This is a genomic window from Flavobacterium sp. GSB-24, from assembly GCF_027924665.1.
In the GTDB taxonomy this organism is placed as follows: domain Bacteria; phylum Bacteroidota; class Bacteroidia; order Flavobacteriales; family Flavobacteriaceae; genus Flavobacterium.
Map to the genome: position 1 here is coordinate 1927608 of NZ_AP027043.1, position 23079 is coordinate 1950686.

Below are 23079 nucleotides of genomic sequence, written 5' to 3' on the forward strand. Positions count from 1 at the left end.
TATAATGGCATCTATCAAAATAAAACAACATGATATTAAAGATTGTGGCGCTGCTTGTCTTGTATCTATTGGAAATCATTACAAGGTTAATCTCCCAATAGCACGAATTCGCCAATATGCACATACAGATAAACGAGGCACCAATGTTCTTGGCATTATTGAAGCAGCTGAGAAAATGGGTTTTACAGCCAAAGGAGTAAAGGGAGGAATAGATTCTTTAGATAAAATACCAATGCCTGCAATTGCGCATGTTTTTATAAAGCAACAGCTGCAACATTATGTGGTAATTTACAGGGTTGAAAAATCTAAAGTTGAAAATCAGTCCAAAATTACGGTGATGGATCCAGGTGTAGGGAAAATGGAAGTGTACACTTTTGAAGAGTTTCAGAAGATCTGGTCAGGTGTTTTAATACTTTTTGCACAAAACGATAGCTTTAGAACGTACGATGAAAAAACATCACCGTTGACTCGATTTTGGCACCTGATCCAGCCTCACAAAACTATTTTAATTCAGGCATTGTTTGGCGCAATAATATTTACCGTTTTAGGATTGGCAATGTCTATTTATATCCAGAAGATTACAGATTATATTTTGGTAGAAGGCAATCGCAAACTTCTTAATTTGCTAAGCGTTTGTATGCTTGGTGTAATTTTGCTGCAAGGATTTGTTGGTTCTCAAAAAAGTATTTTTGTTTTGAAAACGGGACAGCTAATAGATGCTAAGTTAATTTTAGGTTATTATAAACATTTATTGCATTTGCCTCAGCGCTTTTTTGACACAATGCAAATAGGGGAAATTACATCAAGAATTAATGATGCAGTCAAAATCAGATCGTTTATTAATGAAGTAGCAATTGATATGATTGTAAATGTTTTTATTGTCATTTTTTCATTCGCCTTGATGTTTACCTATCATTGGAAATTAGCTTTAATTATTTTAGGGGTAGTACCTTTTTATGGTTTAATTTATTTCATTCTCAATAGGTTCAATAGGAAAGTTGAACGAAGCATAATGGAGAATGCAGCCGAGCTTCAGACTCAATTGGTTGAAAGCGTCACGCATATAAGAACAGTTAAAGAATTTGGAATAGAAGAATTTTCAAATCTAAAAACCGAAAATAAATTTGTCAAACTTTTGTTTACAGCTTATAAATCAGGATTAAATAGTATTTTTTCAGGCACTTCTACACAATTTTTGGCTTCTTTATTTACAGTAATTCTTATGTGGGTAGGATCAGGTTATGTAATTGATGGTGCTATTACGCCAGGCGAATTATTCTCTTTTTATGCTTTGGTAGGCTATTTTACTTCGCCCGTCGCGTCTTTAATAGGGATGAATAAAACAGCGCAAAATGCTCTTATTGCAGCTGACAGGCTTTTTGAAATCATGGATTTGGAGCGTGAAAAGACAGAGAATAAAATTGAAATGCAAAGAGAAAATATCGGAGATATAAAATTTGAAAATGTTAGTTTTAGATATGGTTCAAGAATGGAAGTTTTTAAAGGGTTTAACGCTGTATTTAGAAAAAATGAAACAACAGCAATAGTAGGGGAAAGCGGCAGTGGAAAAACAACATTGATTTCATTATTGCAAAATTTATATTCAATAAATGAAGGGAAAATATATCTTGGGGATTATGATACTCAATTTATACATTATAAAAGTTTGAGACAGCTTATTGGAGTTATTCCGCAGCAGCTGAATTTATTCTCGGGAAATATTATAGAAAATATTGCATTAGGGGATTCTTTTCCTAACATTCAAAGAATATTGGATTTGTCAAAGCAATTGGGAATTATTGAATTTGTTGAGAAGTTGCCTAATGGTTTTGAAACCCAAATTGGTGAAAACGGAGCAATGCTATCTGGAGGGCAGAAGCAAAGAATCGCGATTGCAAGAGCTTTGTATAAAGATCCTGAAATATTATTAATGGATGAAGCCACTTCAGCCTTAGATACAAGTTCTGAAATGATTGTTAGAGAAACTATAAGCAACTTTAAAAAACAAGGTAAGACTATCATTATTATAGCTCACCGTTTAAGTACAATTTCAAATGCTGACAAAATTATGGTAATGCAGAATGGTGAAATTGTAGAATCAGGCAGTCATCATGTTTTACTTGAGAAAAAAGAAAAATACTTCGACTTGTGGAAAAAACAGAGTTTAGTTTAAAGTTTGTAGTTCTCCCGCTCCCTCAAAGTGTTCAGTTGAAAACCTGCGAAATCCTGAAAGTTTCAGCGGACTGACTTTGCGTACTTTTTTTGTGTTTCTTAGAGCTTTATACTTCTTTCTTACTCGTTAATCTAACATATATAAAAATATCAGCTAAAGTTAGAAAACAAAAAAAAGCTCCAGATTTCTCTGAAGCTTTGTCTTAGTAGCGGGAACAGGACTCGAACCTGTGACCTTCGGGTTATGAGCCCGACGAGCTGCCTACTGCTCTATCCCGCGATGTTTCGGGTGCAAAGATACACACTAAATACGGTTATGCAAATAATTTTTGTACTTTATTTAGTATAATTTTTCAAAATCAGGGCTTTTGTTAGATTTTAAAATCTAATAATTCCTCGTAAACATTTCCTGTTAAGCCAAGTAGCAAGCCAAATGCAGGTTCGGTTTTTATTCCTTTTTCTTTTAGTTTAATGATTTCTAATCGGAAGTTTTCGCCTTTGGAACGAAGAATTTGATCTTCAACAACCATATGTCTGTATCCGTTTTGAAGTTCTGTTGGAGTATTTTGCCCGAAGATTTCGATTTCAAAAGCGTCAATAAAGAAATTCGCAATAACAGATTCTTGCTCGTTAATGAGATCTTCTCGAATCGCAAAATTGCTTTCATTTTGGAACAAATCTTTAATTTTCTCCATAAATTCAGATTTGTTTTTCCAATAACAGAGAATATCTAAATCACTATTTTCAATATTGATATTTATTGGAATTGTGCCCACTAAAATAGGGTCAAAGTCAGCAAGATTTTCTAAAACTTTATGTTGATTTAAAATATGAAATGCGGCTTGCTGTTTTGGGTTTCCTGTTTTTAAATAAGATATGTCCTTGAAATCAATCATTTATAATGTCGCTTTTTTCTTCGTTGATTTCTTGCTCTAACCTCTTATTGATATTGATTTTTGCATTCGTGAAAACAAAAATTGTAGTTCCGTATTCTCTCGCATATCGATTTGTTATTTGACCACCAATTGCAGCCGTTTCAAAATACGGACTCGTTTCTTTAAGTTCTTCATTATTTTCGTCATAATCCTTTACACGAATGAGGTTTTTGTACTGAATATCAAGATCAAACCAATGCAGATAATCAGCGTTGAAGGAAACGGCTTTAATTCCTTTTTTAGAATAAAAATTAATCGCTCCAGCTTGTCCGTAATTATCGCAAAGCACAATAGTTTCTTTTTTGTTGGGCACTAAATTGTAAATTGAATCAGTTTTTCTGGCCAATTCTTTCCAGCCCAGCATATCGGCAAAATCCTGAGGCAGATGATGGTCTTTTCCGTCTTCCCAGCGTAGCATTCCCAGCTTTTTGTACTTTTCTGGATGCTCCACAATATATTCTGGACTTTTGTTTGGAAAAGCAATATTATACATTGGAATAAAAAGTAATAATGGAATGAGAATAAAAACAGGTTTTAAAAAACGTTTCCATCCATTATTTAAAATTTCAGATAAAAAAACAGCACCAAAAGCAATATAAATTGGATATAAACCAATTGCATAATAAGCTTTTGCTTTGAAGTAGATAAAAATTAGAAGAGTAAAAATAAAAGCTCCAAAAAAGAGTTGATACTTCTTAAAAGGTTTGTAAACTAATAATGCATAAAGTGCACCAAAAATGACAAACAAAGAGCCGATAAAAAATAGAATTTGTTCTTTCAAAAATCCGATACGATTAACATTTACCAATTGTGTTTCTGCCAATTCTTTCATGTGATGTACAATCGGAAAATGATTATTGTATTGCCAAAGAAGATTAGGCAGAATTAAAATTAACCCTAAAATCAAACTAAAATAAAGTTCTTTTTGCGCTACTATTTTTCGCTGATTTGATAGTAAAATGGCAGGAATTAATCCGAGTAAGAGAAATAAAATATTGTATTTGTTTAGAAAACCAAAAGCAAACGCAACTGCTGCAAAATAAAGCCATTTTGGTTTTTCGGAAATTATGTATTGTATTAAAATGTAATAAAATACAGTCCAGCATAAAATGTCTAAAGAGTTTGGCTGATAAAGCGTATTGATGCGCAATAAACAAGAAAGCAAAATTCCGAGTGCTCCGAGAATTAATGCATAAAGATTTCCTTTTAAAAGTTCTATAGTTTTCCAGACAACAAGAAGTGTTAACGCACCAAATAGAGCAGGGAAGAACTTGATCCAAAAAACCGAATTCCCTAGAAGGAAAATAATATACGAAAACCATGAAGTTACCGGCGGAACCGATAAATATCCCCAAGCCAAATGATGTGCTTGATCCAAATGCAGATATTCGTCGCGCTGCAAATCATATTCGGGACTAATTAAAACATACTGCAAAACAAATTTTAGAATAATAAACCCAATTAAAATCAGTGTTTTTTTAGTCATGAAGTTTTTGGTTTTTAGTTGTAAGTGGTTTTCTGTCAGTACAAACGTAAAGCGAATATAATATTTATTTTGATTGTTATAAAAGGTTTGGGTTTCGTTGTTTTAGAAATAAAAAAAAGCTCCAGATTTCTCTGAAGCTATTTTATAAAGATTAATTTCTTTTTGTGGAATTTGGAATTTCTTTTTTGAAAATTAAAAAAAATTATTCCTCTTCTGCTGTTTCAAATTCCATGTGATCTACAATTTCGGCTTCTGCTTTTTCAGGTTTAGAAGCCTTTAAGGTATTGAATCTTTCCAGCATTTCTGTTTCGCCTTCTTCACCACTGAAATAAGGGAAAACATCCATAATTGGTGTTTCTGAAATAGACGGAATAGAATATTCGCCCATTGTATTTTTCATTATATGAAGTGTGTTGTCAAAAGCCTCGCGAACATCATTTGCCTGAACCAGCATATACATGCTTGTTTTTCTTTCCTTACCGCTTTCTTCATCATAAGCAATTAAAGTGATTTTAGATTTAAACCATCTGTCCGCATTTTCAAAAGGATGAATTTCGGCATAGTTTGCCACTTTGATCGCTGTGATTTTAAATTCTTCACTAGTATAGGCGGCCATTTCTTCAGTCATTCTTTTTTCAGCTTCTGTATAAGACAAAGCATCAACCAAATAGGGCTCGGTTAAAACTTTTTGTCCTCCAGTTTCATCTGTTTTTCTATATTTTACTTTGCATTCGTACCAAACTGCGCTCATTTCTTTTTAAATTTTTAAGGATGTCAAAGATAAATTTTACATGAAAATAAATAGTTAAAACTTGAAATAGATATTCACAATTTTGGATGGTTTTTTATAATGTTTTGATGTTCTGATTGTTGTGTTTTTGCTTGGAAAAATACTTTGTAATCACATTCATTCTTTTGGATTTTAGAATTGCAAAAATATTTTTTGATTCTAAATTATTGTAAGCCAATAAATTATTTGCCTTTAATTTTAAATTGATAAAAAAACTAGGTCATTCTCAAACCAAATGGTCAATTTGAACGTAAGTGTGAGAAGATAATGGCTAGGAGTGAGGTAAATTCGAATGGTATTAGTTTTTGGGGCATATTGAGTTTTGCCACATTTCTAGCTGTTATTTTTTAATAATTTAAGGAATACAATGACAGGAAAATTAAACGTTCAAAGATTAAACGAAACACTAAAATATCTCGAAAGTAAACATCGTGAATTTAAAAAAGCAAATCAAAACGATACTCGAAGTCTTGAATCGGTGATAAAATACATGAAAAAAGATATGATAGAACAATACAATTTATCAGATCATCACTCAACGATCAAACAAGAAATTAAAGATACCGAAGCGTTTATCGAGAACGTCAAAGAAATTATCGAAATCAATTCTTAAAATTATTTTAATGGATAAATTTTATTTTTATTCCAGCTTAAATTTTTCGTTTTTGCAATCTAAAATTAAAGTATGATTAAGGAAAAGCTTATTTCCAATCATTCCCTGCATGCCTGATTGTTTCATTAAAAAGTTTTGTAGTTTTGATGTACCTTCAATATAAGTAACTTCTGAAAGTGGTAAGGATGCATTTCCAAATTGTATTTTCTTATTGGCAGAAGCAGAGAACACAGCCAAAGTATTACCCCAAGAATTTCCTTTTTCAGTTTTTATTGCGCTTGTTTTGGACTTGTACTTTTCCCAAGTTTCTTTTGTGGTAATCAATTCGTAACCGCTTGTTCCAGAATCATACAATAATTTTAAATTTTCATTGTCGACCTTAGCAGGAATCAAGATTTTACGTTTTTTAAATTCAAAATCTATAAAATTATTTTCCTGTATTTTTTCGATAAAAGAACATTTGTTATGCTTAAAAGCTAAAACAGTTATTCTTTTTTCTAATAAATCTGTTCCAATTGTTCCAATTATATTTTCGGCATTTGCATTGTCAAAGTCAATTTTACTGCCATAATTTAAAACTTCAAAATCAGAAGAAATAACATTCAAATTTCCGATTTTAAAACCTGTTGAGATTTTATTTTTTTCATTATCGATTTTAATTCGATTAGGAAATTTTTCGGAAATTGATTCTAAAGAATTTTTGTAGAAAACAGTAATTGGCGAACCTGAATCTAACTGCATGTAAAATGTCTTATCAATTCCATTTAATTTAATCGGCAGAAGCAGAGCAGCATGTGAGTTTTCATTTGTAGAAATCCATCTTGTCGGAATATTTTCTGCTGTTCCAGAAACATTCAGGTAGTTTTCTGGTGGTGTAAATTTCTTTTGAAAGTAAAGATATCCTCCAAATAATGACAAAACAATAATTGTTACACTAATAATTGCAATTTTCTTAAATAATTTCATGGTTTGTTTTTTCTGCAACATTCGGATTTAGTTTCCGATTTTGGTGAAAAAACTAGGCGACATTTTTACGTCAGTTTTATGACTTTAACTATAAGAAGTTGTGTTTTAGTTTAATAGCTAATCTTTGTTTTTGGTTTAAACTAATTCCGTTTAATATAACAACAACTAATTTTAAGGAGAGAATTACAATTAACGGAACCAGAAAAAGAGGAAATTCTATAGAAAATGCTTTTTGAATGAACGGACTCAAGATCATTAAAAACGAAAGTATAAGACTCAGAAAGATTTGAATGGAGATGATTTGTTTTCCAAGTTCTCTGTTTTTAAAGTCTTTGGTTTTGTAAGTTAAAATTAAAGGGAAAATAATACTTCCGAATGGTATAATAAATCCGCTTAAAGCAGAAAGATTAATTAATTTGGCCCTTTCAATTTCGCTGTTTTCTTTTGTAGCAATTAGATTTTCGGGTTCAGTTTCTAAAGACTGTGCAATTGTTTTTAAAGTAAATCCTTTAAGAATATTTCCTGCTTCAATTCTCTGAATAGTTCGCAATGAAAGTCCAGATTTTTCGGCAAGTTCATTTTGAGTCATGTTTTTTTCCTCTCTCAAAATTTTGACTTTATTCTTCATTCTTATAAATTGCTTTGGAAGTTTGCTGACGAAAATAGAAAAAAGTTTTGATCACCGGCGATTTAATTCCTTATTTTCCTTTAACATTTTTAACTACGCATAACAGAAATAGAAAAGTTTAATAAAAATTTAATCGTTTTTCTTTAACAAAATTATTAACTTGTTATGTATTAAGAAAGATTTACTTTAACCAAAAATAAACTTATGCGAGTATCAGTAGTCCGAAAAAATATAAAATTTACACCAGATTCGAGAAGAGTTGTCGCCCGATATTTTATGAACGGGTACGAACGAACCCAACAGATGGTACTTCGGATAATGATGTTGGACGAAAAACAAGTTTTACAAACTTTAGAACAAACACTGCGAGAATTTGCGAGACGTCATAGAAACATCTCTGCAGTTTTCTTTAGACATTGCGAACGAATAAGACCTATTATTGAAGAAATGAAAATTGATTATGAGGCAATGTCTCTTGATCGAAAAATGCTTATTGGATCATATTGCACAATGGAATATGCAATTGAATCTGCGGCAATTTTCAATCCTTCAATTGTAGAAGATTTTGACCAAACAGGTTTGGAAGCAGGCGAAAAACGTGTCGTAATTTCTTTTCGTGCAACTGGCGAAGGTCATATTTCGTCTATTGTTTTTAGAAGAGGAATCTTGGACAGAGACAATAATCTGCATATCATGAAAATTGGAAACCATATTGATAAAGCCGAAATCGAACATAAGACTTTATTTAATAAGGAAAGATTTTTAACGAAATTGACAGAAATGCATACGACGGATAAATATATTACCCAGATTATGCAGGACCTCCCAGATGAATTTGAATTTGCGATTCTCAAAAATATGCTAAACACAGCTTTGAGTGATCCTATTATTCGTGAAGAGAGAAAAACTGCATTACAGGAAATATTGTGGCTGGCGAATTCGTTTTACGACATACAATTCAAGCACGATTCTGATATTACAGAACGTGTAATTTTTCCAATTTCTGATTCTGAAAGCCGAGGAATAGAAGATGCTCGTTTTGTACGTTTTGTAGACGATGATGATTCTGTTCGTGTAATGGCAACTTATACCGCTTATAACGGACATACAATATTGCCGAAACTTATTTCGACCGAAGATTTTTACAGTTTTAGAGTCATGCCTCTTCATGGTGTTGGCGCTCAGAATAAAAATCTAGCTTTGTTTCCGAGAAAAATTAAAGGTAAATATGCCATGCTTGCCAGAATAGACGGTGTAAATAATTATATCATGTATTCTGATCGTGCAACACAATGGAATACGCCAATTCTTTTGCAGGAACCTCGTTATACGTGGGAATTGACTCAGATTGGAAATTGCGGTTCGCCGTTGTGGACAGAAGAAGGCTGGCTTGTAATTACGCATGGCGTAGGTACAATGAGACGTTATTGTATTGGAGCTTCATTGTTTGATCTCGACGATCCTTCTAAAGAAATAGGAAGACTTACAGAACCATTGCTTTCTCCATTAGAAGATGAGCGCGAGGGATATGTGCCAAATGTGGTATATTCCTGCGGTGCCATTATTCATAACGATAGTTTAATACTACCTTATGCAGTATCAGATTATTGTTCTACTTATGGTGTAGTTAATTTGGCCGAATTGCTGGATGCGCTTAAGAATAGTAAATAAGAGTGTTTAACGCTTATTTTTAAGATCTGGAATTTTCTCTATCAAATTCTTCCAATATCTCTTGGGCATATGTTTGATATGAAGTTTCGTGTTCTTTCTCGATTCAATGTTAACGCTTGTGAAATAATTGCGCCATAAATTTTGAAAAAATTCTTCATCCTCATCGGCTATTTCAGCTAAAAATTGGGATGAAGAAATTTTCGAATCAAACGTTAATTCGACAGTTGAGACATTTTCCAGGTCATAATAAATGCCATATTTACGTTTTGCATCATAAATAAGCCAGCGCTGGTCTGCGTAACGGTTTTTAAAATGATTTTCTATAATCGGCAAAACATTGCAGTCGGGTTCGACAATTGCATAATACAATTCATCCTTAGTTAGTTTAAAACGAACAAAAGCTTTCATTCTATGACTTTCTTTTCCAGTTAAATGTGTAGCCTTTCTAACATTGAGAACATCATTATTGCTAAAATCTTGTTCGATGTTTTGTGAACTTGAAAACACATATTGCACAAATCGAAATAAGGTTTCGTCAATCTGATTCAATTCTGATAAAAAAGCATAATAAAGGTTCGTAAAACCACTGGTCGAAAGTTTTTTTTGTAGACCATTTAAAACTCGATTGGCTTTATTGTTATCTGTCGTTACAAAATGAGTATTTGAAAAAAGTAAAACATTTGAAACTTCTTTTTTAGCAAAAATTACATCTTCGAGCTTATATTCATAAACTTCAAAAACAGCTGTAAGCCAGCCTTCATAACTTCCGTCATAAATTACTTGTGTCATTATAATTAAAATAAAGCCAGCTGGTTAGAAAAATTATTTTGGTATTTACTGTTTTGTAAATTTAAAATCTGATTTTTTATTTGAACAGAAGTCAAATCTTTCTGCAGATAAAAAGGAGATGCAAATGCTAGAAAAAATTTAGAGCGATTATAAGCAATTCCTAATTTTTTTAAATCTTGCGGCTGGAGTTTTTTAAACTGTCGGGCGGCAACAATTTTCTTAGCACTCAAAAATCCTATTCCTGGAATACGCTGAATTAATTCTAAATCTGCGGTATTAATATCAACAGGAAATTGATCTAGATTTCGTAAAGCCCAGCCCAATTTCGGATCGACATCGAGATCCAGATTTGGCTGATCGAAACCAACAATTTCATTTACATTAAATCCGTAATAGCGAATTAACCAATCGGCTTGATACAAACGATTTTCCCGAATCATAGGTACTGGTGTGCCAATTGCAGGAAGTCGATTGTCGTAGCTTATGGGTACATATCCAGAATAGTAAACGCGGCGCATATTCATTTTTTCGTAGAAATAATTGGCCATGCCTAAAATTTCGAGATCATTTTCTTTTGTGGCGCCAATAACCATTTGCGTACTTTGGCCTGCAGGCGCAAAAAGCGGTGCTTTATAGTTTAATTTTTTCTCTTCTTTGTAGCCTACAATTTCATTTTTAAGATATTCCATCGGTTTAAGTACATCGATGTGATTTTTATCTGGCGCAAGCAGTTTCAAACTTTGTTCAGTCGGCATTTCTACATTTACGCTCAAACGATCTGCATAAAGTCCAGCCTCTTTTAGTAATTCGTCACTGGCGCCTGGAATAGCTTTTAAATGAATATAGCCGTTAAAATTTTCTTCCAGCCGTAATTTTTTCGCTATTCTAACCAGACGTTCCATTGTATAATCGGGATTATCAAAAATACCCGAACTCAAGAATAATCCTTCGATATAATTTCTTCTATAAAAACCAATTGTAAGATTGACAACTTCTTGAACCGTAAAGGCAGCTCGTTTTATATCATTACTTTTTCGGCTGACACAATAAGCACAATCAAAAATGCAATGGTTGGTCAATAAAATTTTAAGCAGAGCCACACAGCGGCCGTCTTCGGTAAATGCATGGCAGATTCCATTTGCAGAAGCGTCTCCTAATCCTTTATTTTTATTCTTGCGATTGCTCTGACCTGAAGAACAAGAAACATCATATTTGGCTGCATCTGCTAAGATCGCCAATTTCTCCATCACTCTTTCATGTACCATTTTGATCTTGTTTATTTGTTGTTTGAAATGAAATTTATCACCTTCAAAACTACTCATTTGACTCAAAAATGACTCGAAAATAGCTGTTCTAAATTGTATCAATTTTTGAGCAGATAAGTAAATATCTATTCTGAAAAATTAACATTCATAATCCGAAAACAGGTATAAATACGCAGCTGCAGTTTTTTCAATGTCTTTATATTGCGCAACAGTATAAAAATTAATCAAACCCCCTTAATGATTGATTTTTACTAGTATTAGCGAATAATAAACCGAATAGCTAAAACGATGAAATTTATACAAGGACAAGATGTAACCTACACTGCATTGAGTGGAATATCTTATAAGGGAACAGTGATCGAAAGAAAAATGGATTTTAAAAAAGGACTTATAATAAGATCTGCTTCAAAAGAAAGAGATTTTCATTATTTGATTGAAATTCAAAAAAATGGTACAACAGAAAAGATTCTTTGTGCCGAAAATAATCTCCAACTTTTAGAGAAGAAAAAACGCAGGGTAAAAAAAGCTGCTTGATTTGTTGGTTAAGGAATCGAATAAAAAAAGCTCCAGATTTCTCTGAAGCTTTTGTATAAGTGAAAGATACTTTTTAGAAATTTGTATTTACTTTTTTAGAACGATCTGCAATGTAAGAGATCAGCCAAGTTACTTGTCCTTCTTTTACAAAGTATATTTTCTTTGCTGCTAAATTTGGAATACTTTCTAGACAAGTCACTAGAATGTTGTTTGCAGAAATAAGGTATTTTTGGTCGTAAGTGCTTAAAACTCTCGCAGCTTCTTTATTCGTTTTTGCCAAGTTTGTAAACTTGCTAAAGTTATTCTTTAGAACGGCATCGTAATCAATTACGTCTTGTAAACTTAATGTAATATAATGTTCCTTAACGTTTTCGTTATAATATAGTGTCGAAAATGCCCAGACAGCTCCGCCAGATAAATATAGTTTATCCTTTTTTTCTAAAGGAGGATTTGCATCAAACATTTCTTTTGTCTTCTTACGTAGAATTGGGTTAAAGTCAAAAGATTTTTCTTGATAAGTCGACATATCATTTACTTGACTTTTATTTACAACCGTTTTTTCTACAGCATCAGTAAGTGTCATTGTACCAAAATCTAATGCTAAAGGAATAAACTCTAATTTGTTGTCTTTAAGCTCATCAATGTAACCGCCTTTAGTAGTTTGAGCTCCAATGTCAAGAAGGAAAGCATTTGCATAATCAACAGGAGGAATAGCACCTTTAACTAAAGTTTTTGCTTCTTCGTTTGCATCTAGCACTTCTAATTCTTTATTGTTAAGAGAAAAGATTTTGTTTTTTAAAACATCAATATTTCGTGCAGATTGAAAAACTGGAGCAGCAACAATAAAAATGTTTTCTTCATGAATTTTATACTCGGCTCTTATTTTCTTTAATTGATCAACAACAATAACACTAGTTTTAGTGATGTCATCTTGAGTAAGTTCGCCAGAAGCAGCAATATGATCGGCAAAAGGAATTCTTTCTGTCCAGAAAGAAAGGATTTTATAATCGGCTTTTTTAATGTTACTTACATCGAGAACAGAAACTTTTATAGCCCTACGGCCGATTTCAATTCCGGCATAAATGCTTTTTTGAGAAAATGAATTAAGCGTAAAAAATAAATTTAAAAGAATAAAAAATAGAACTTGGGGTTTGTTTTTTTTAAGCATTGTATTGTAATTGTGATTATATTATTTGTTTTCGAATAAAGACTTTAAAGTGATTTTGGTGGTATTTGTGTGAAAGTCATAATTTTCTATTTAAAAAATCAGGTTTCATTACAGGATCGCAAATTTATAAAAACATTTACTAATTTAAAGTCAGTTAGTAAGAAAACATATTATTTAATTATTAAGTTTTATTACTATGCTTGGAAGTTTGTGGTTTTATATTAAAAGACGATATTTTAGACGTTAAACAAGATTTTATATCACAATAGAAATCAATTTATTAGAGTAAAATGGTAGGAGAGAATGAGCGGGCTTAGTGATTTTTGTATAATAAAAAAGCTTAAGAGAAATCTGAAACTTTTGTCTTAGTAGCGGGAAGTATTTAATAATTTAACTAGTTAATTGGAGATTATGTATAATATGTCCATACGTATTAATAAATTGTAAATTATAACACATGTCTTGCTGTTTACTTGCTTTGTATTATGATTTTATAGTGTTTTCCACACTCTTTCACTTTTAAATATTAACATGTATAGAAATTTTTTTGCTACATTATATCAAAAAGGAACTTTTGTAAAGGGTGTTTTTTTTAATAAAATAAACCTCAAATTTATTTGAGGTTTAAGGAAATAAGTTAAAAAGTTTTTCTTTTTTTTAACCATTTTGCCAAAAATAAAACACTCCCCAATATTAAAAAAAGAAGTGCTACATAAAAATAATTTACAACATAATAAGTGTCGCCAATATTTAAATTAAAGTAGAAATCAGAGAAATACAGGAAAACAAAAAGTAATATGCCGATTGTTAAAAATATTAAAAAATTATTTTTCATTTTCATTCATTATTAGATTATTAAAAAAAGCATTAAAAAGCTTAAAGTATCCAAAACCAGCTTCTTGAAAACAGATATCATCGACAATAATATTAAGCATTTCATTTGGAAATTTATTATATAAAAATCTACTTTCAACGATTTGTTCTAAATCGATTATTATTTCTTTTAGTGTTCTTACTTCATTATTAGCCTTTTCAATCTCAGCTATTCTATTTTCTGAATGAAATAATTCAATAATATTCTTCTGAACTTTAATAGCATAGTAAGGAATTATAACACTAATTAGTAATGACACCGTGTACAATTGACCATTTTCAATATAAGTAAAATTAAAAGTCATACACTTATCACCATAGTTAAATAGGGTAAAATCTTGAAAATTCTTTAAAGTATAGTCGTTTTGAAATTCACTGAGAATTTTTTTTGAAAAGACCTCTTTGTATTCTTTCTCGAATTTATTTAATATGGTAGCTAAATTAGTATATTCCGTGGAAGCAATGTATTTTTCACGCTCTTTTTCAAAAGATATATTTTTGGGATAAAAGGTATATACCAAATTTTTTAAAACATTTTCAATCATAAGTCAAATTTATTCGCAATCATCCGAAAATAATAACGTTGTTTGATAATTTGTCGCTGGTAAGTTTTCTGTCGAATTGAAATTTACTCTACCACCAGATGTTACTAATGGATAATTATTAGCTAATCTTTCTCTAAAATACTGGTCAACTACCATTTCTGATACATATTTTGATCCATACATATTAACAACTTCTTGCATTGAAATTTTAAGAGCTTGTGCACTTAAAGTTGCTGCAATACCCGCTGTAATATTAGTGCCACCAACGCTATGATTAGTTGGCATACCAAATGAAATTGGTTGTGGATAACTAATTGAATGTATGATATGTGCGCCCGTTTCATCCAATAATACAATTCTAAAAGTAATATTTTTAACTAATGCCGTTTGCCATAAAGATGTGGTATTCACAAAATTAAAACTCGCGCAACTTGGCGGTGCATCATCTTCTATACTTGGTGGTGATGGAGTCGATGGACTAGTTCCTCTACCGCCGTAACCCGGATTTGGTTCGTCATCTACAGGGCCAGCACCTTCACAGTAAACTAAACCAATTGGTTCAAAATGCCCATCCCCGTACCAGTAACCATACCAAACACAGTCTACTTGTTCTTCTCGCATTTTTGATGTTAAAGAAAGTTTTACCTCTTTACCATTTTTAAAAATTAGCTTAACTGTTTTTTTAGTAGCTAAATCTTGCACAAAAACTTTACCATCAAAATTATCATTAATATTATAATAATTATAATTTTTATCTAATACTTTAGAATTTTCATCATTTGTAAATATTTGAACGTAGTAAACTTTAAATTTATTTTGACCATCTTTTATAAACATCAATCGGTGGTGGTCATTGTATAAATTACCTTTTTCATTAGTGGAGCTTAAATTCTTTTCAAGTTCAAAAGGTATTTCAACTACTTGACCTTCAGTCCCCTCTGTAATAATAGCATCGTCCCATTTTAAAACAGAAGCAAATTTTAAAATAGTAGACGTATACTCAGCTTGATGGGCGTCATACCAAACTTTAACATCGTTTGTTGATTGATTAATTAATTGTTGATCTGCTTCATCTGTAACACAGTTTGTAATTAAAAGTAAAAAGCTTAAGAGCACAAAGGCTTTTAACATTTTTGTAATTGCTTTCATTTAATTTTTATTTTAAGTTTCGATACAAAATTGTAAGTTTAATTCTAAAAAACCTTACGTGAAACCGTAACGAATTAAAAGTTTAGTTTCTTAAGCATCTTTTTATATTTTTGATTTCATTTAAATTAAATTTAAGGGTTTTCAATTTATCGATAACTCTCGGCAATTACAAAAAAATGATCTATTGCTCAAGTTTTATCCTTGTATCGTCCATTGACTTCATTTCGATGTACAAATTCTGTTGTAATATTTTTTTATAAATCATCATTTTAATTAAAACTTATTCTAAAACTGATAGAATTATAATAAATAAAATCAGTAAAATGAATAAATAAAAGAATTCTTTAATTGACGAATAAAAATTATGAGCTCTAATAGCTACTTTAGTGGATTTAGTCAATAGGTTTAATGGAAGATGGTTTTCATCCGATTCAATTGTTGTATTGTGAAGGTGGAGGACTAACAGGAGAAGAAGACATTCCTCCAAGCTATGGCAGCGGGGGCGGCACTGGTTCAAATCCTGGAACAAGTACTCCGGCTAAACCACAAATTATTGATAATCTTACTGGTAAGGCAAAATGTATAATTAATTTACTAAATCAGAATGGAAATTCTTTTATTGAAAAATTATTAAGTAATTTTGAAGGTAATGCGAAATTTAACATTGTCATTGGTTCGGCTGATAAAGTTTTTAATAGTGACAACGAAGAAATAAATGGAAAGACCACTTATACTGTTGGTAGTAATGATTTGCAAATATTAATTAGTAGTTCTAAAGTTGAATCTATAAGTTCTGAAGCAGCTAGATTAATTTTACATGAATATATACACGCTGATATGTTGAGAAAGTTACTTACAACAGATATTAATGATATAGAGGCGGCCAATTTTAGAGAGGTTTATTCAAGATATGCGGGTGAGCAATATCATAGTGCTATGGCTAACCAGTATATGAGTAGTATGAAAGAGGCTCTAAAAGATTTTCACAAAAATGTTTTGCGAGAGGATTTTGATAAATATGTAAATTTTTACGGGGAAGAGCCTAATGATGAACTGTATGAAGCAATGGTTTGGAATGGATTGAAAGAGGTGGATGTGGTGGCTTGGGACAATTTGACTCCTGAAAAAAAAGCATCAATAAATGCAACGTTTAATAATGTAGCTAAGAAGCTAACACAAGTTAGTCTTTGTAGTAAATAGTTCAAACTTAATTTGATTTGAATGATGATGTCGAAATTTAAAAGCTCTCTTTTTACAGGATGTACAATTATTATATGTTTATTTTTTTTAGGTAATGTACAAGCTCAGGTAAAAGAAAAAAGAGATACGCTGTATTTTAAAATAGATAATTTCTATCTATTTGAAAACAAGAATATTCCTAAAACTTTTTTTATTAAAGACAGAAATGGACACACCGAATTTTGTTTTCAAGAAGCTGAAATTTTATTTGATTTAAAGCCTATGGAGGTCTTAGATTTAAAGTATTTTATAAGGAATTCAAAATTTTTTATAAATCAAGGGAAAATATCATTAGATATAAAAGGACTAATGGATTTTATGAAAAATTATAAAATTATTTTAATAAGGGAAAGTGATGATAAGACTTATTATATTAAAGTTAATATTTCAATTGTGATTTTTGGATAAAAATCGTCTTAGTTGTCTCTAGAATAATAGTACCCAACTGGCTTTGAAATAATTGTTCACGAATTGCAACAAATATAAAAAAAATATAAAACAGTATTTTTCGAAACACAAAAAAAGCCTGAGAAATCTAGATTTCTCAGGCTTTTGCTTTAAAGTAGTAGCGGGAACAGGACTCGAACCTGTGACCTTCGGGTTATGAGCCCGACGAGCTGCCTACTGCTCTATCCCGCGATGTTTCGGGTGCAAAGATACGCCGATTTTTTAGAAATCCAACGAAAACTTTAAAAAATGTTTTATTTTCTGTATTGAGTTGATATGACTACCTTTGCACCTTAAATATTATGCAAATGTCACATAAAGCAGGTTTTGTAAACATCATCGGGAATCCAAATGTTGGAAAATCAACATTGATGAACGCTTTCGTCGGAGAGCGATTGTCAATCATTACATCTAAAGCACAAACTACACGTCATAGAATATTAGGAATTGTAAACGGTGAAGACTTTCAATTGGTATTGTCTGATACTCCTGGGATCATTAAGCCGGCGTACGAAATGCAGGAATCTATGATGAACTTTGTAAAATCGGCTTTTGAAGATGCTGATATTTTAGTTTACATGGTAGAAATAGGAGAGCAGGATTTAAAAGATGAAGATTTTTTCAAGAAAATTATTCACGCTAAAATTCCAGTTTTATTACTGTTAAATAAAATCGATAATTCTAATCAGGAACAATTAGAGCAGCAGGTTACTTTTTGGAAAGAGAAAGTACCAAATGCAGAAATTTTCCCGATTTCTGCTTTGCAGAATTTCAATGTTCCAGAAGTTTTCGGAAGAATTATCGAATTACTTCCAGAATCACCAGCTTATTATCCTAAAGATCAATTAACAGATAAGCCAGAACGTTTCTTTGTTAATGAAACCATTCGTGAGAAAATCTTATTGAATTACAGTAAAGAGATTCCGTATGCAGTTGAAATCGTTACAGAAGAATTTTTTGAAGATGAAAAAATTATCAGAATTCGTTCGGTAATTATGGTAGAACGCGATACGCAAAAAGGAATCATCATAGGACATAAAGGAGCAGCCCTTAAAAAGGTAGGAACCGATGCACGTGCGGATTTAGAAAAATTCTTCGGAAAACAAATTCACATCGAACTATATGTAAAAGTGAATAAAAACTGGAGAAGCAACGCGAATATGCTGAAACGATTTGGGTATAATCAGTAAAAAGAGTATTCGGTCGCAGTTTACAGTCTCAGTCTGAAATTTGTGAATGCGAATTAAATATAGCAGGAAACAACTCCAAAAAAAGTAGTCAGTTTTTAATTTAGAGGTCACGTTTTTACCAGTTTTTTAACTGAATACTTAAAACTGTGACTGCAAACTAAAAAAGACTACCTTTGCAAAAAATTTAAATAAGGCATTTTTGGTTTATAATTTATTGTGGTTTAGTCAAAAACGAAATCTGAAATTTTAAATCTGAAATCTAAAATTCAAAAAAATGAATAACATTGTTGCGATAGTAGGAAGACCTAATGTAGGGAAATCGACCCTTTTTAATAGGCTGATACAAAGAAGAGAAGCTATTGTAGATTCAGTATCTGGGGTTACCCGTGATAGAAACTATGGTAAAAGCGAGTGGAACGGAAAAGAGTTTTCTGTCATTGATACAGGTGGATACGTTCGCGGATCTGATGACGTATTTGAAGGTGAAATCCGTAAACAAGTAGAGCTTGCTATCGACGAAGCAGATGTTATTATTTTTGTGGTTGATGTTGAAGAAGGTATTACACCAATGGATGAAACGGTTGCTAAATTACTGCGTAAAGTAACAAAACCAGTTTTATTGGCTGTAAATAAGGTTGATAACGCTATGCGTGAAAAAGATGCAGTTGAGTTTTATAACCTAGGTCTGGGTGAATATTTTACTTTCGCCAGTATTTCTGGAAGCGGAACTGGAGATTTATTAGATGCTCTAATCGATGCTTTCCCAGAAAAGCCAGAGCAGCCTCAAGAAGAAGTGGTTTTACCACGTTTTGCTGTTGTAGGTCGCCCAAATGCAGGTAAATCAAGTTTTATTAATGCATTAATTGGTAAAGAACGTTTCATGGTAACAGATATTGCAGGTACAACTCGTGATGCAATTGATACCAAATTTGACCGTTTTGGTTTTGAGTTTAACTTAGTAGATACTGCGGGAATCCGTCGTAAAGCAAAGGTTAAAGAAGATTTAGAGTTTTATTCTGTAATGCGTTCAGTTCGTGCAATTGAGCATGCAGATATTTGTATATTAGTTATCGATGCAACCCGCGGATTTGAAGGTCAGGATCAGAGTATTTTTTGGCTTGCAGAGAAAAACCGTAAAGGTGTGGTAATCTTGGTAAACAAATGGGACTTGGTAGAGAAAGATACCATGTCTACTCGTGATTACGAAGAGAAAATCAAAAAAGAATTAATGCCTTTTACAGATGTGCCTATTTTATTCGTTTCTGCTTTAACAAAGCAGCGTTTATTAAAAGCATTGGAAGCTACGGTTCAGGTTTTTGAAAATAGAAAACAAAGAATTCCTACTTCAAAATTCAACGAATTTATGTTGAAAGTTATTGAAGCTTATCCGCCGCCGGCGACAAAAGGAAAATATGTGAAAATTAAATATTGTATGCAATTACCAACTCAAACACCTCAGTTTGTATTTTTTGCTAATATGCCGCAATATGTTAAAGAACCATATAAACGATATTTGGAAAATAAAATTAGAGAGAAATGGGATTTTTCTGGAGTCCCAATCGATATTTATATCAGAGAAAAATAAAAAAAAGTCCCCAAAAATAGGGGACTTTTTTATGTTTGGTGTCTATATAATTACAAAACTGATTTTTTATTGGCACTATATTTGAATAAATGTAAAAAACACAATTAAACCTTTTGCATTTTTTTAAGTCTTACTGATCTAACTAACCTAATTTATGACCAAAATTTATTCATTTCTATTGTTTTTAGCTTTTGTTTACTCGGCAAATGCCCAAAATAATATTGTTGTTAAAGGAACTGTTGTTGATATCAACACGCAATTGCCGCTTGAACTTGCTACCGTTTATTTTACTACCGTAAAAGATTCTACTATTATCGAATATGCTACAACAGATAAAAACGGAAATTTTATTATTAATACTAAAAAGTATGAAAAACCAGTTTTTTTAAAAGTGAATTATACTGGTTATCAAGCATATTACGAAGAACAAAAAGGACTTACAGAAAGTAAAGATTTCGGAAAGTTATACATGCTTGAAAATGCAAATGTCTTAAACGAAGTAGTAATTAAAAGCGAAGCGCCGCCAATTACAATTAAAAAAGATACTTTAGAATTTAACGCAGGCTCTTATAAGGTTCGTCCAGATGCGAATGTAGAAACTTTACTGAAACAATTACCAGGATTTGATGTAGATAATACAGGAAAAATTACGGTAAATGGGCGAGAAGTCACTCAGTTTTTAGTAAACGGAAAAACGTTTTTTGACAAAGACGGAGCCATTGCAATTAAAAACCTTCCAGCTGATATTATTAAAAAAATTCAGGTTTCTGATTTTAAAACCAAGAAAGAAGAACTCGCTAAGCAGGAATCTAGCTCAGACTATTCGACTGTAAATATTACCATTGACGAAAAGAAAAATAAAGGGTATTTTGGAAAAGTACTTGGCGGATATGGATCAGACGAGCGCTATGAAAGCAGTTTAATGATGAACTTTTTTAAGAATAAACAAAAAATCAGCGTTTTAGCTTCCTCAAATAATATCAACTCAACCGGATTTTCTATGGATGAGGTTTTTGATAATATGGGTGGCGGACGTAACGCAAAAGGAGGTAGTCAAGGCGCTGGCGGGGGCGGAAAAGGAATTACGCAATCTACTTTGGCTGGAATTAATTATTCTGATGACTGGACAAACGATTTGGAGTTTATGAGCAGTTATAATTTCACCAATTCCATTACTAAAAATGATAGTAAATCAAATCAAATAAGTTTCCTGCCAACTGGAAATATTGTGACCGAAGCAGATTCTAAAACTAAAAATGAAAATACTGGAAATAATGTCAATTTTGAATTAGAATATAAAATCGATCCAACAATGCAGATCGTTTTTGCTCCAAAATTAAATCAATCGAAATCGACAAGTAATTCATCTTCATCGACTTTTTCTGAAAACGAAAATGAAGATTCTTTGAACGAAAGTAGCGCCACATCGCATACGGAAGGTTCAAATTTGAATTTTGCCAATAGTATTAATTTTAATAAAGTTTTTCAAAAAAAATCTCGAAACCTTAGTGTAGTTTTTAATAACAATAACATTAAAAACGATTCAAACGGTATCAACGTTTCTGAAACTATTTTTTACCAAGATGGAAAACCAAATGATGAAAGAAATCAAAATGCAAAGAATACCTCTAAAAGTGATAATTATGCTTTGGATCTAGAATATACAGAGCCGATAACAGATTCGCTTAGAGTACGTTTTGGAACCGATTTTAACTGGCAGAATTCTGTAAATGATCAAAAAACATTCAATTTTGATGAAAATACAGATCAATATTCAGATTTAAATTTATCATTGACGAATTATACCACATCTAAGCAAAATTCAATTACCCCAAAGGTTGGGATCAGCTGGCAGAAAAGTAAATTTAGCCTGAATGTAAATTCAAGAACCTCAATAGTTGAATTTGATAATCATTCTTTTTACCTTAATCAAGCAACAGATTTGAATAAAAGATATGCGCTTCCGTATGGGAATGCTCAATTTCGATATAAATTCAATCGTTCAAAGAATTTGACTTTCAAATATGATTATTCAAATGCACTTCCATCTGCAGTCCAATTAATGCCTGTAGCGAATTTAAACAATCCGTTAAATAGTGTAATTGGAAATCCAGACTTAAATCCGATTGAGAAAAACAGTGCAGGAATCGATTTTAAGAATTTTGATTTTAGAACGCGTTCTGGCTACAGTGTTTTTATAAAAGGAGATTATTATAATAACGATGTTGTTTCAACTTCAATTTATGATGAAAGTGGAAAAAGAAATACAACGTACGTGAATATTTCAGGAACTTATTCAGCTTCTATTGGAGGAAACTGGAATCAGCAAATTAAAAAAGATGCTCATACTTTAAGATACGGATTGCGTTTAAGCGGAAATTATAATTTTGATAAAGGATTTACAAATGCACAATTATATAATGCAAAATCTATTGTAGTAACGCCAAGTGTTTATGCATCTTACGATTATGGTGATGTACTTTCGATTGCGCCATCTTACAGTTTATCATATAACGAAACTCGATATGAAAATTATTCAAGAGATGCGACATCAAATGTTATTCATAGAATTAATCTGCAGACAACATCGTATTGGCCGGCAAATCTAATTTTTGGAAATGATTTCGGATATACTTACAATTCAAATATTTCAGATGACTTCAAAAAGGATTTCTTTCTTTGGAATACGAGTTTGTCATATGGTTTCTTAGACAAAAAATTATATGCAAAAGTTAAAGTATATGATGTTTTAAATCAAAATCAAAGTGCAACAAGAACAATTTCTTCAACATCCATTCGTGATGAAGAAAATACAGTTTTAAAACGTTATGTAATGTTTTCTCTGGCCTACAAAATCGGAAACTTCGCCGAAAGTAAAAAAGGAGGAAAAAGACAGAGAGGGTCATAATTTTTGTTGAGGTTCTAAGAGGCTGAGGTTCTGAGGCACTAAGTTTTGAGTTGCTGAGGTTCAGAGGGACAAAGGCTCAAAGTAAAAAACCGAATCAAATTTTTAATTTGATTCGGTTTTTTTAGA

General features: G+C 31.7%; 19 protein-coding genes and 2 tRNA genes. 9 read left to right on the plus strand and 12 right to left on the minus strand.

What is annotated here, in order from left to right; all coding sequences use genetic code 11:
• The first annotated feature begins 4 nt into the window (after positions 1-4).
• On the plus strand, positions 5-2173 hold the full coding sequence (locus QMG60_RS08625) for a peptidase domain-containing ABC transporter (protein ID WP_134139522.1): 2169 nt from the start codon (positions 5-7) through the stop codon (positions 2171-2173).
• A 206-nt stretch (positions 2174-2379) separates the two neighbouring features.
• Here QMG60_RS08625 and QMG60_RS08630 read toward each other — a convergent pair.
• The 4 genes from QMG60_RS08630 to QMG60_RS08645 form a co-directional block, all read right to left on the minus strand.
• Positions 2380-2452 (minus strand) — tRNA-Met (locus QMG60_RS08630).
• Between the two features lie 91 nt (positions 2453-2543).
• Positions 2544-3068 (minus strand): DUF4269 domain-containing protein, encoded by a 525-nt coding sequence (locus QMG60_RS08635; RefSeq protein ID WP_281867488.1) that lies wholly within the window; start codon positions 3066-3068, stop codon positions 2544-2546.
• Positions 3061-4593, minus strand: a complete 1533-nt coding sequence (locus QMG60_RS08640; RefSeq protein WP_281867490.1) for a glycosyltransferase family 39 protein — start codon at positions 4591-4593, stop codon at positions 3061-3063. Before QMG60_RS08640 ends, QMG60_RS08635 begins: the two co-directional genes overlap by 8 nt.
• A 202-nt stretch (positions 4594-4795) precedes the next feature.
• Positions 4796-5344 carry a DUF4494 domain-containing protein gene (locus QMG60_RS08645; RefSeq protein ID WP_281867491.1) on the minus strand — a complete coding sequence of 183 codons (549 nt, stop codon included), beginning with the start codon at positions 5342-5344 and terminating at the stop codon, positions 4796-4798.
• Between the two features lie 406 nt (positions 5345-5750).
• On the opposite strand from QMG60_RS08645, the gene QMG60_RS08650 reads away from it, so the two are divergent.
• Complete coding sequence (locus QMG60_RS08650) at positions 5751-5996, plus strand: hypothetical protein (protein WP_281867492.1); 246 nt, start codon at positions 5751-5753, stop codon at positions 5994-5996.
• A 27-nt stretch (positions 5997-6023) separates the two neighbouring features.
• Here the strand turns inward: QMG60_RS08650 and QMG60_RS08655 are convergent, their stop codons facing one another.
• Positions 6024-6962 (minus strand): hypothetical protein, encoded by a 939-nt coding sequence (locus tag QMG60_RS08655; protein ID WP_281867493.1) that lies wholly within the window; start codon positions 6960-6962, stop codon positions 6024-6026.
• A gap of 88 nt (positions 6963-7050) precedes the next feature.
• A complete protein-coding gene (locus tag QMG60_RS08660; protein ID WP_134139527.1) occupies positions 7051-7590 on the minus strand; it encodes a helix-turn-helix domain-containing protein in 540 nt (179 codons plus the stop codon).
• Between the two features lie 204 nt (positions 7591-7794).
• Between QMG60_RS08660 and QMG60_RS08665 the strand changes: the two genes are divergently transcribed.
• Positions 7795-9261 (plus strand): glycoside hydrolase family 130 protein, encoded by a 1467-nt coding sequence (locus QMG60_RS08665; protein WP_057117116.1) that lies wholly within the window; start codon positions 7795-7797, stop codon positions 9259-9261.
• A 6-nt stretch (positions 9262-9267) separates the two neighbouring features.
• Here the strand turns inward: QMG60_RS08665 and QMG60_RS08670 are convergent, their stop codons facing one another.
• Together QMG60_RS08670 and QMG60_RS08675 are read right to left on the minus strand one after the other, a co-directional pair.
• The gene (locus tag QMG60_RS08670; RefSeq protein WP_281867494.1) at positions 9268-10050 is read right to left on the minus strand and encodes a TIGR03915 family putative DNA repair protein; all 783 of its coding nucleotides are present in this window, start codon (positions 10048-10050) and stop codon (positions 9268-9270) included.
• Between the two features lie 5 nt (positions 10051-10055).
• Positions 10056-11315, minus strand: a complete 1260-nt coding sequence (locus tag QMG60_RS08675; RefSeq protein ID WP_281867496.1) for a putative DNA modification/repair radical SAM protein — start codon at positions 11313-11315, stop codon at positions 10056-10058.
• 288 nt (positions 11316-11603) lie between these two features.
• Here QMG60_RS08675 and QMG60_RS08680 point away from each other — a divergent pair, with 288 nt between their 5' ends.
• Positions 11604-11849: a hypothetical protein gene (locus QMG60_RS08680; protein WP_057117114.1), complete on the plus strand. Its 246-nt coding sequence runs from the start codon at positions 11604-11606 to the stop codon at positions 11847-11849.
• Positions 11850-11922: 73 nt separating this feature from the next.
• Here the strand turns inward: QMG60_RS08680 and QMG60_RS08685 are convergent, their stop codons facing one another.
• The 3 genes from QMG60_RS08685 to QMG60_RS08695 all read right to left on the minus strand — a co-directional run bounded on the left by QMG60_RS08685 (position 11923) and on the right by QMG60_RS08695 (position 15584).
• Positions 11923-13017 (minus strand): exopolyphosphatase, encoded by a 1095-nt coding sequence (locus tag QMG60_RS08685; RefSeq protein ID WP_281867497.1) that lies wholly within the window; start codon positions 13015-13017, stop codon positions 11923-11925.
• 824 nt (positions 13018-13841) lie between these two features.
• Positions 13842-14435: a hypothetical protein gene (locus QMG60_RS08690; protein WP_281867498.1), complete on the minus strand. Its 594-nt coding sequence runs from the start codon at positions 14433-14435 to the stop codon at positions 13842-13844.
• A gap of 9 nt (positions 14436-14444) precedes the next feature.
• Complete coding sequence (locus tag QMG60_RS08695) at positions 14445-15584, minus strand: hypothetical protein (protein WP_281867499.1); 1140 nt, start codon at positions 15582-15584, stop codon at positions 14445-14447.
• 408 nt (positions 15585-15992) lie between these two features.
• Here QMG60_RS08695 and QMG60_RS08700 point away from each other — a divergent pair, with 408 nt between their 5' ends.
• Both QMG60_RS08700 and QMG60_RS08705 read left to right on the plus strand, forming a co-directional pair.
• Entirely contained in the window at positions 15993-16784 is a 792-nt protein-coding gene (locus QMG60_RS08700) for a hypothetical protein (RefSeq protein WP_281867500.1), read from the plus strand.
• Between the two features lie 21 nt (positions 16785-16805).
• Positions 16806-17231, plus strand: a complete 426-nt coding sequence (locus QMG60_RS08705; protein WP_281867501.1) for a hypothetical protein — start codon at positions 16806-16808, stop codon at positions 17229-17231.
• A 158-nt stretch (positions 17232-17389) separates the two neighbouring features.
• On the opposite strand, the gene QMG60_RS08710 is transcribed toward QMG60_RS08705, so the two are convergent.
• Positions 17390-17462 (minus strand) — tRNA-Met (locus tag QMG60_RS08710).
• 116 nt (positions 17463-17578) lie between these two features.
• Between QMG60_RS08710 and era the strand changes: the two genes are divergently transcribed.
• The 3 genes from era (at position 17579) to QMG60_RS08725 (ending at position 22953) form a co-directional block, all read left to right on the plus strand.
• Complete coding sequence (era, locus tag QMG60_RS08715) at positions 17579-18460, plus strand: GTPase Era (RefSeq protein ID WP_281867502.1); 882 nt, start codon at positions 17579-17581, stop codon at positions 18458-18460.
• Positions 18461-18734: 274 nt separating this feature from the next.
• Positions 18735-20045: a ribosome biogenesis GTPase Der gene (gene der / locus QMG60_RS08720; protein WP_281867503.1), complete on the plus strand. Its 1311-nt coding sequence runs from the start codon at positions 18735-18737 to the stop codon at positions 20043-20045.
• Between the two features lie 154 nt (positions 20046-20199).
• Positions 20200-22953 carry an outer membrane beta-barrel protein gene (locus QMG60_RS08725; RefSeq protein WP_281867504.1) on the plus strand — a complete coding sequence of 918 codons (2754 nt, stop codon included), beginning with the start codon at positions 20200-20202 and terminating at the stop codon, positions 22951-22953.
• The last annotated feature ends 126 nt before the right edge of the window (positions 22954-23079 follow it).

Excerpts from the sequence above, each read along its gene's own strand:
- QMG60_RS08625 (WP_134139522.1), top strand. The coding sequence starts at position 5 with ATGGCATCTATCAAAATAAAACAACATGATATTAAAGATTGTGGCGCT.
- QMG60_RS08635 (WP_281867488.1), bottom strand. The coding sequence starts at position 3,068 with ATGATTGATTTCAAGGACATATCTTATTTAAAAACAGGAAACCCAAAA.
- QMG60_RS08640 (WP_281867490.1), bottom strand. The coding sequence starts at position 4,593 with ATGACTAAAAAAACACTGATTTTAATTGGGTTTATTATTCTAAAATTT.
- QMG60_RS08645 (WP_281867491.1), bottom strand. The coding sequence starts at position 5,344 with ATGAGCGCAGTTTGGTACGAATGCAAAGTAAAATATAGAAAAACAGAT.
- QMG60_RS08650 (WP_281867492.1), top strand. The coding sequence starts at position 5,751 with ATGACAGGAAAATTAAACGTTCAAAGATTAAACGAAACACTAAAATAT.
- QMG60_RS08655 (WP_281867493.1), bottom strand. The coding sequence starts at position 6,962 with ATGAAATTATTTAAGAAAATTGCAATTATTAGTGTAACAATTATTGTT.
- QMG60_RS08660 (WP_134139527.1), bottom strand. The coding sequence starts at position 7,590 with ATGAAGAATAAAGTCAAAATTTTGAGAGAGGAAAAAAACATGACTCAA.
- QMG60_RS08665 (WP_057117116.1), top strand. The coding sequence starts at position 7,795 with ATGCGAGTATCAGTAGTCCGAAAAAATATAAAATTTACACCAGATTCG.
- QMG60_RS08670 (WP_281867494.1), bottom strand. The coding sequence starts at position 10,050 with ATGACACAAGTAATTTATGACGGAAGTTATGAAGGCTGGCTTACAGCT.
- QMG60_RS08675 (WP_281867496.1), bottom strand. The coding sequence starts at position 11,315 with ATGGTACATGAAAGAGTGATGGAGAAATTGGCGATCTTAGCAGATGCA.
- QMG60_RS08680 (WP_057117114.1), top strand. The coding sequence starts at position 11,604 with ATGAAATTTATACAAGGACAAGATGTAACCTACACTGCATTGAGTGGA.
- QMG60_RS08685 (WP_281867497.1), bottom strand. The coding sequence starts at position 13,017 with ATGCTTAAAAAAAACAAACCCCAAGTTCTATTTTTTATTCTTTTAAAT.
- QMG60_RS08690 (WP_281867498.1), bottom strand. The coding sequence starts at position 14,435 with ATGATTGAAAATGTTTTAAAAAATTTGGTATATACCTTTTATCCCAAA.
- QMG60_RS08695 (WP_281867499.1), bottom strand. The coding sequence starts at position 15,584 with ATGAAAGCAATTACAAAAATGTTAAAAGCCTTTGTGCTCTTAAGCTTT.
- QMG60_RS08700 (WP_281867500.1), top strand. The coding sequence starts at position 15,993 with ATGGAAGATGGTTTTCATCCGATTCAATTGTTGTATTGTGAAGGTGGA.
- QMG60_RS08705 (WP_281867501.1), top strand. The coding sequence starts at position 16,806 with ATGATGATGTCGAAATTTAAAAGCTCTCTTTTTACAGGATGTACAATT.
- era (WP_281867502.1), top strand. The coding sequence starts at position 17,579 with ATGTCACATAAAGCAGGTTTTGTAAACATCATCGGGAATCCAAATGTT.
- der (WP_281867503.1), top strand. The coding sequence starts at position 18,735 with ATGAATAACATTGTTGCGATAGTAGGAAGACCTAATGTAGGGAAATCG.
- QMG60_RS08725 (WP_281867504.1), top strand. The coding sequence starts at position 20,200 with ATGACCAAAATTTATTCATTTCTATTGTTTTTAGCTTTTGTTTACTCG.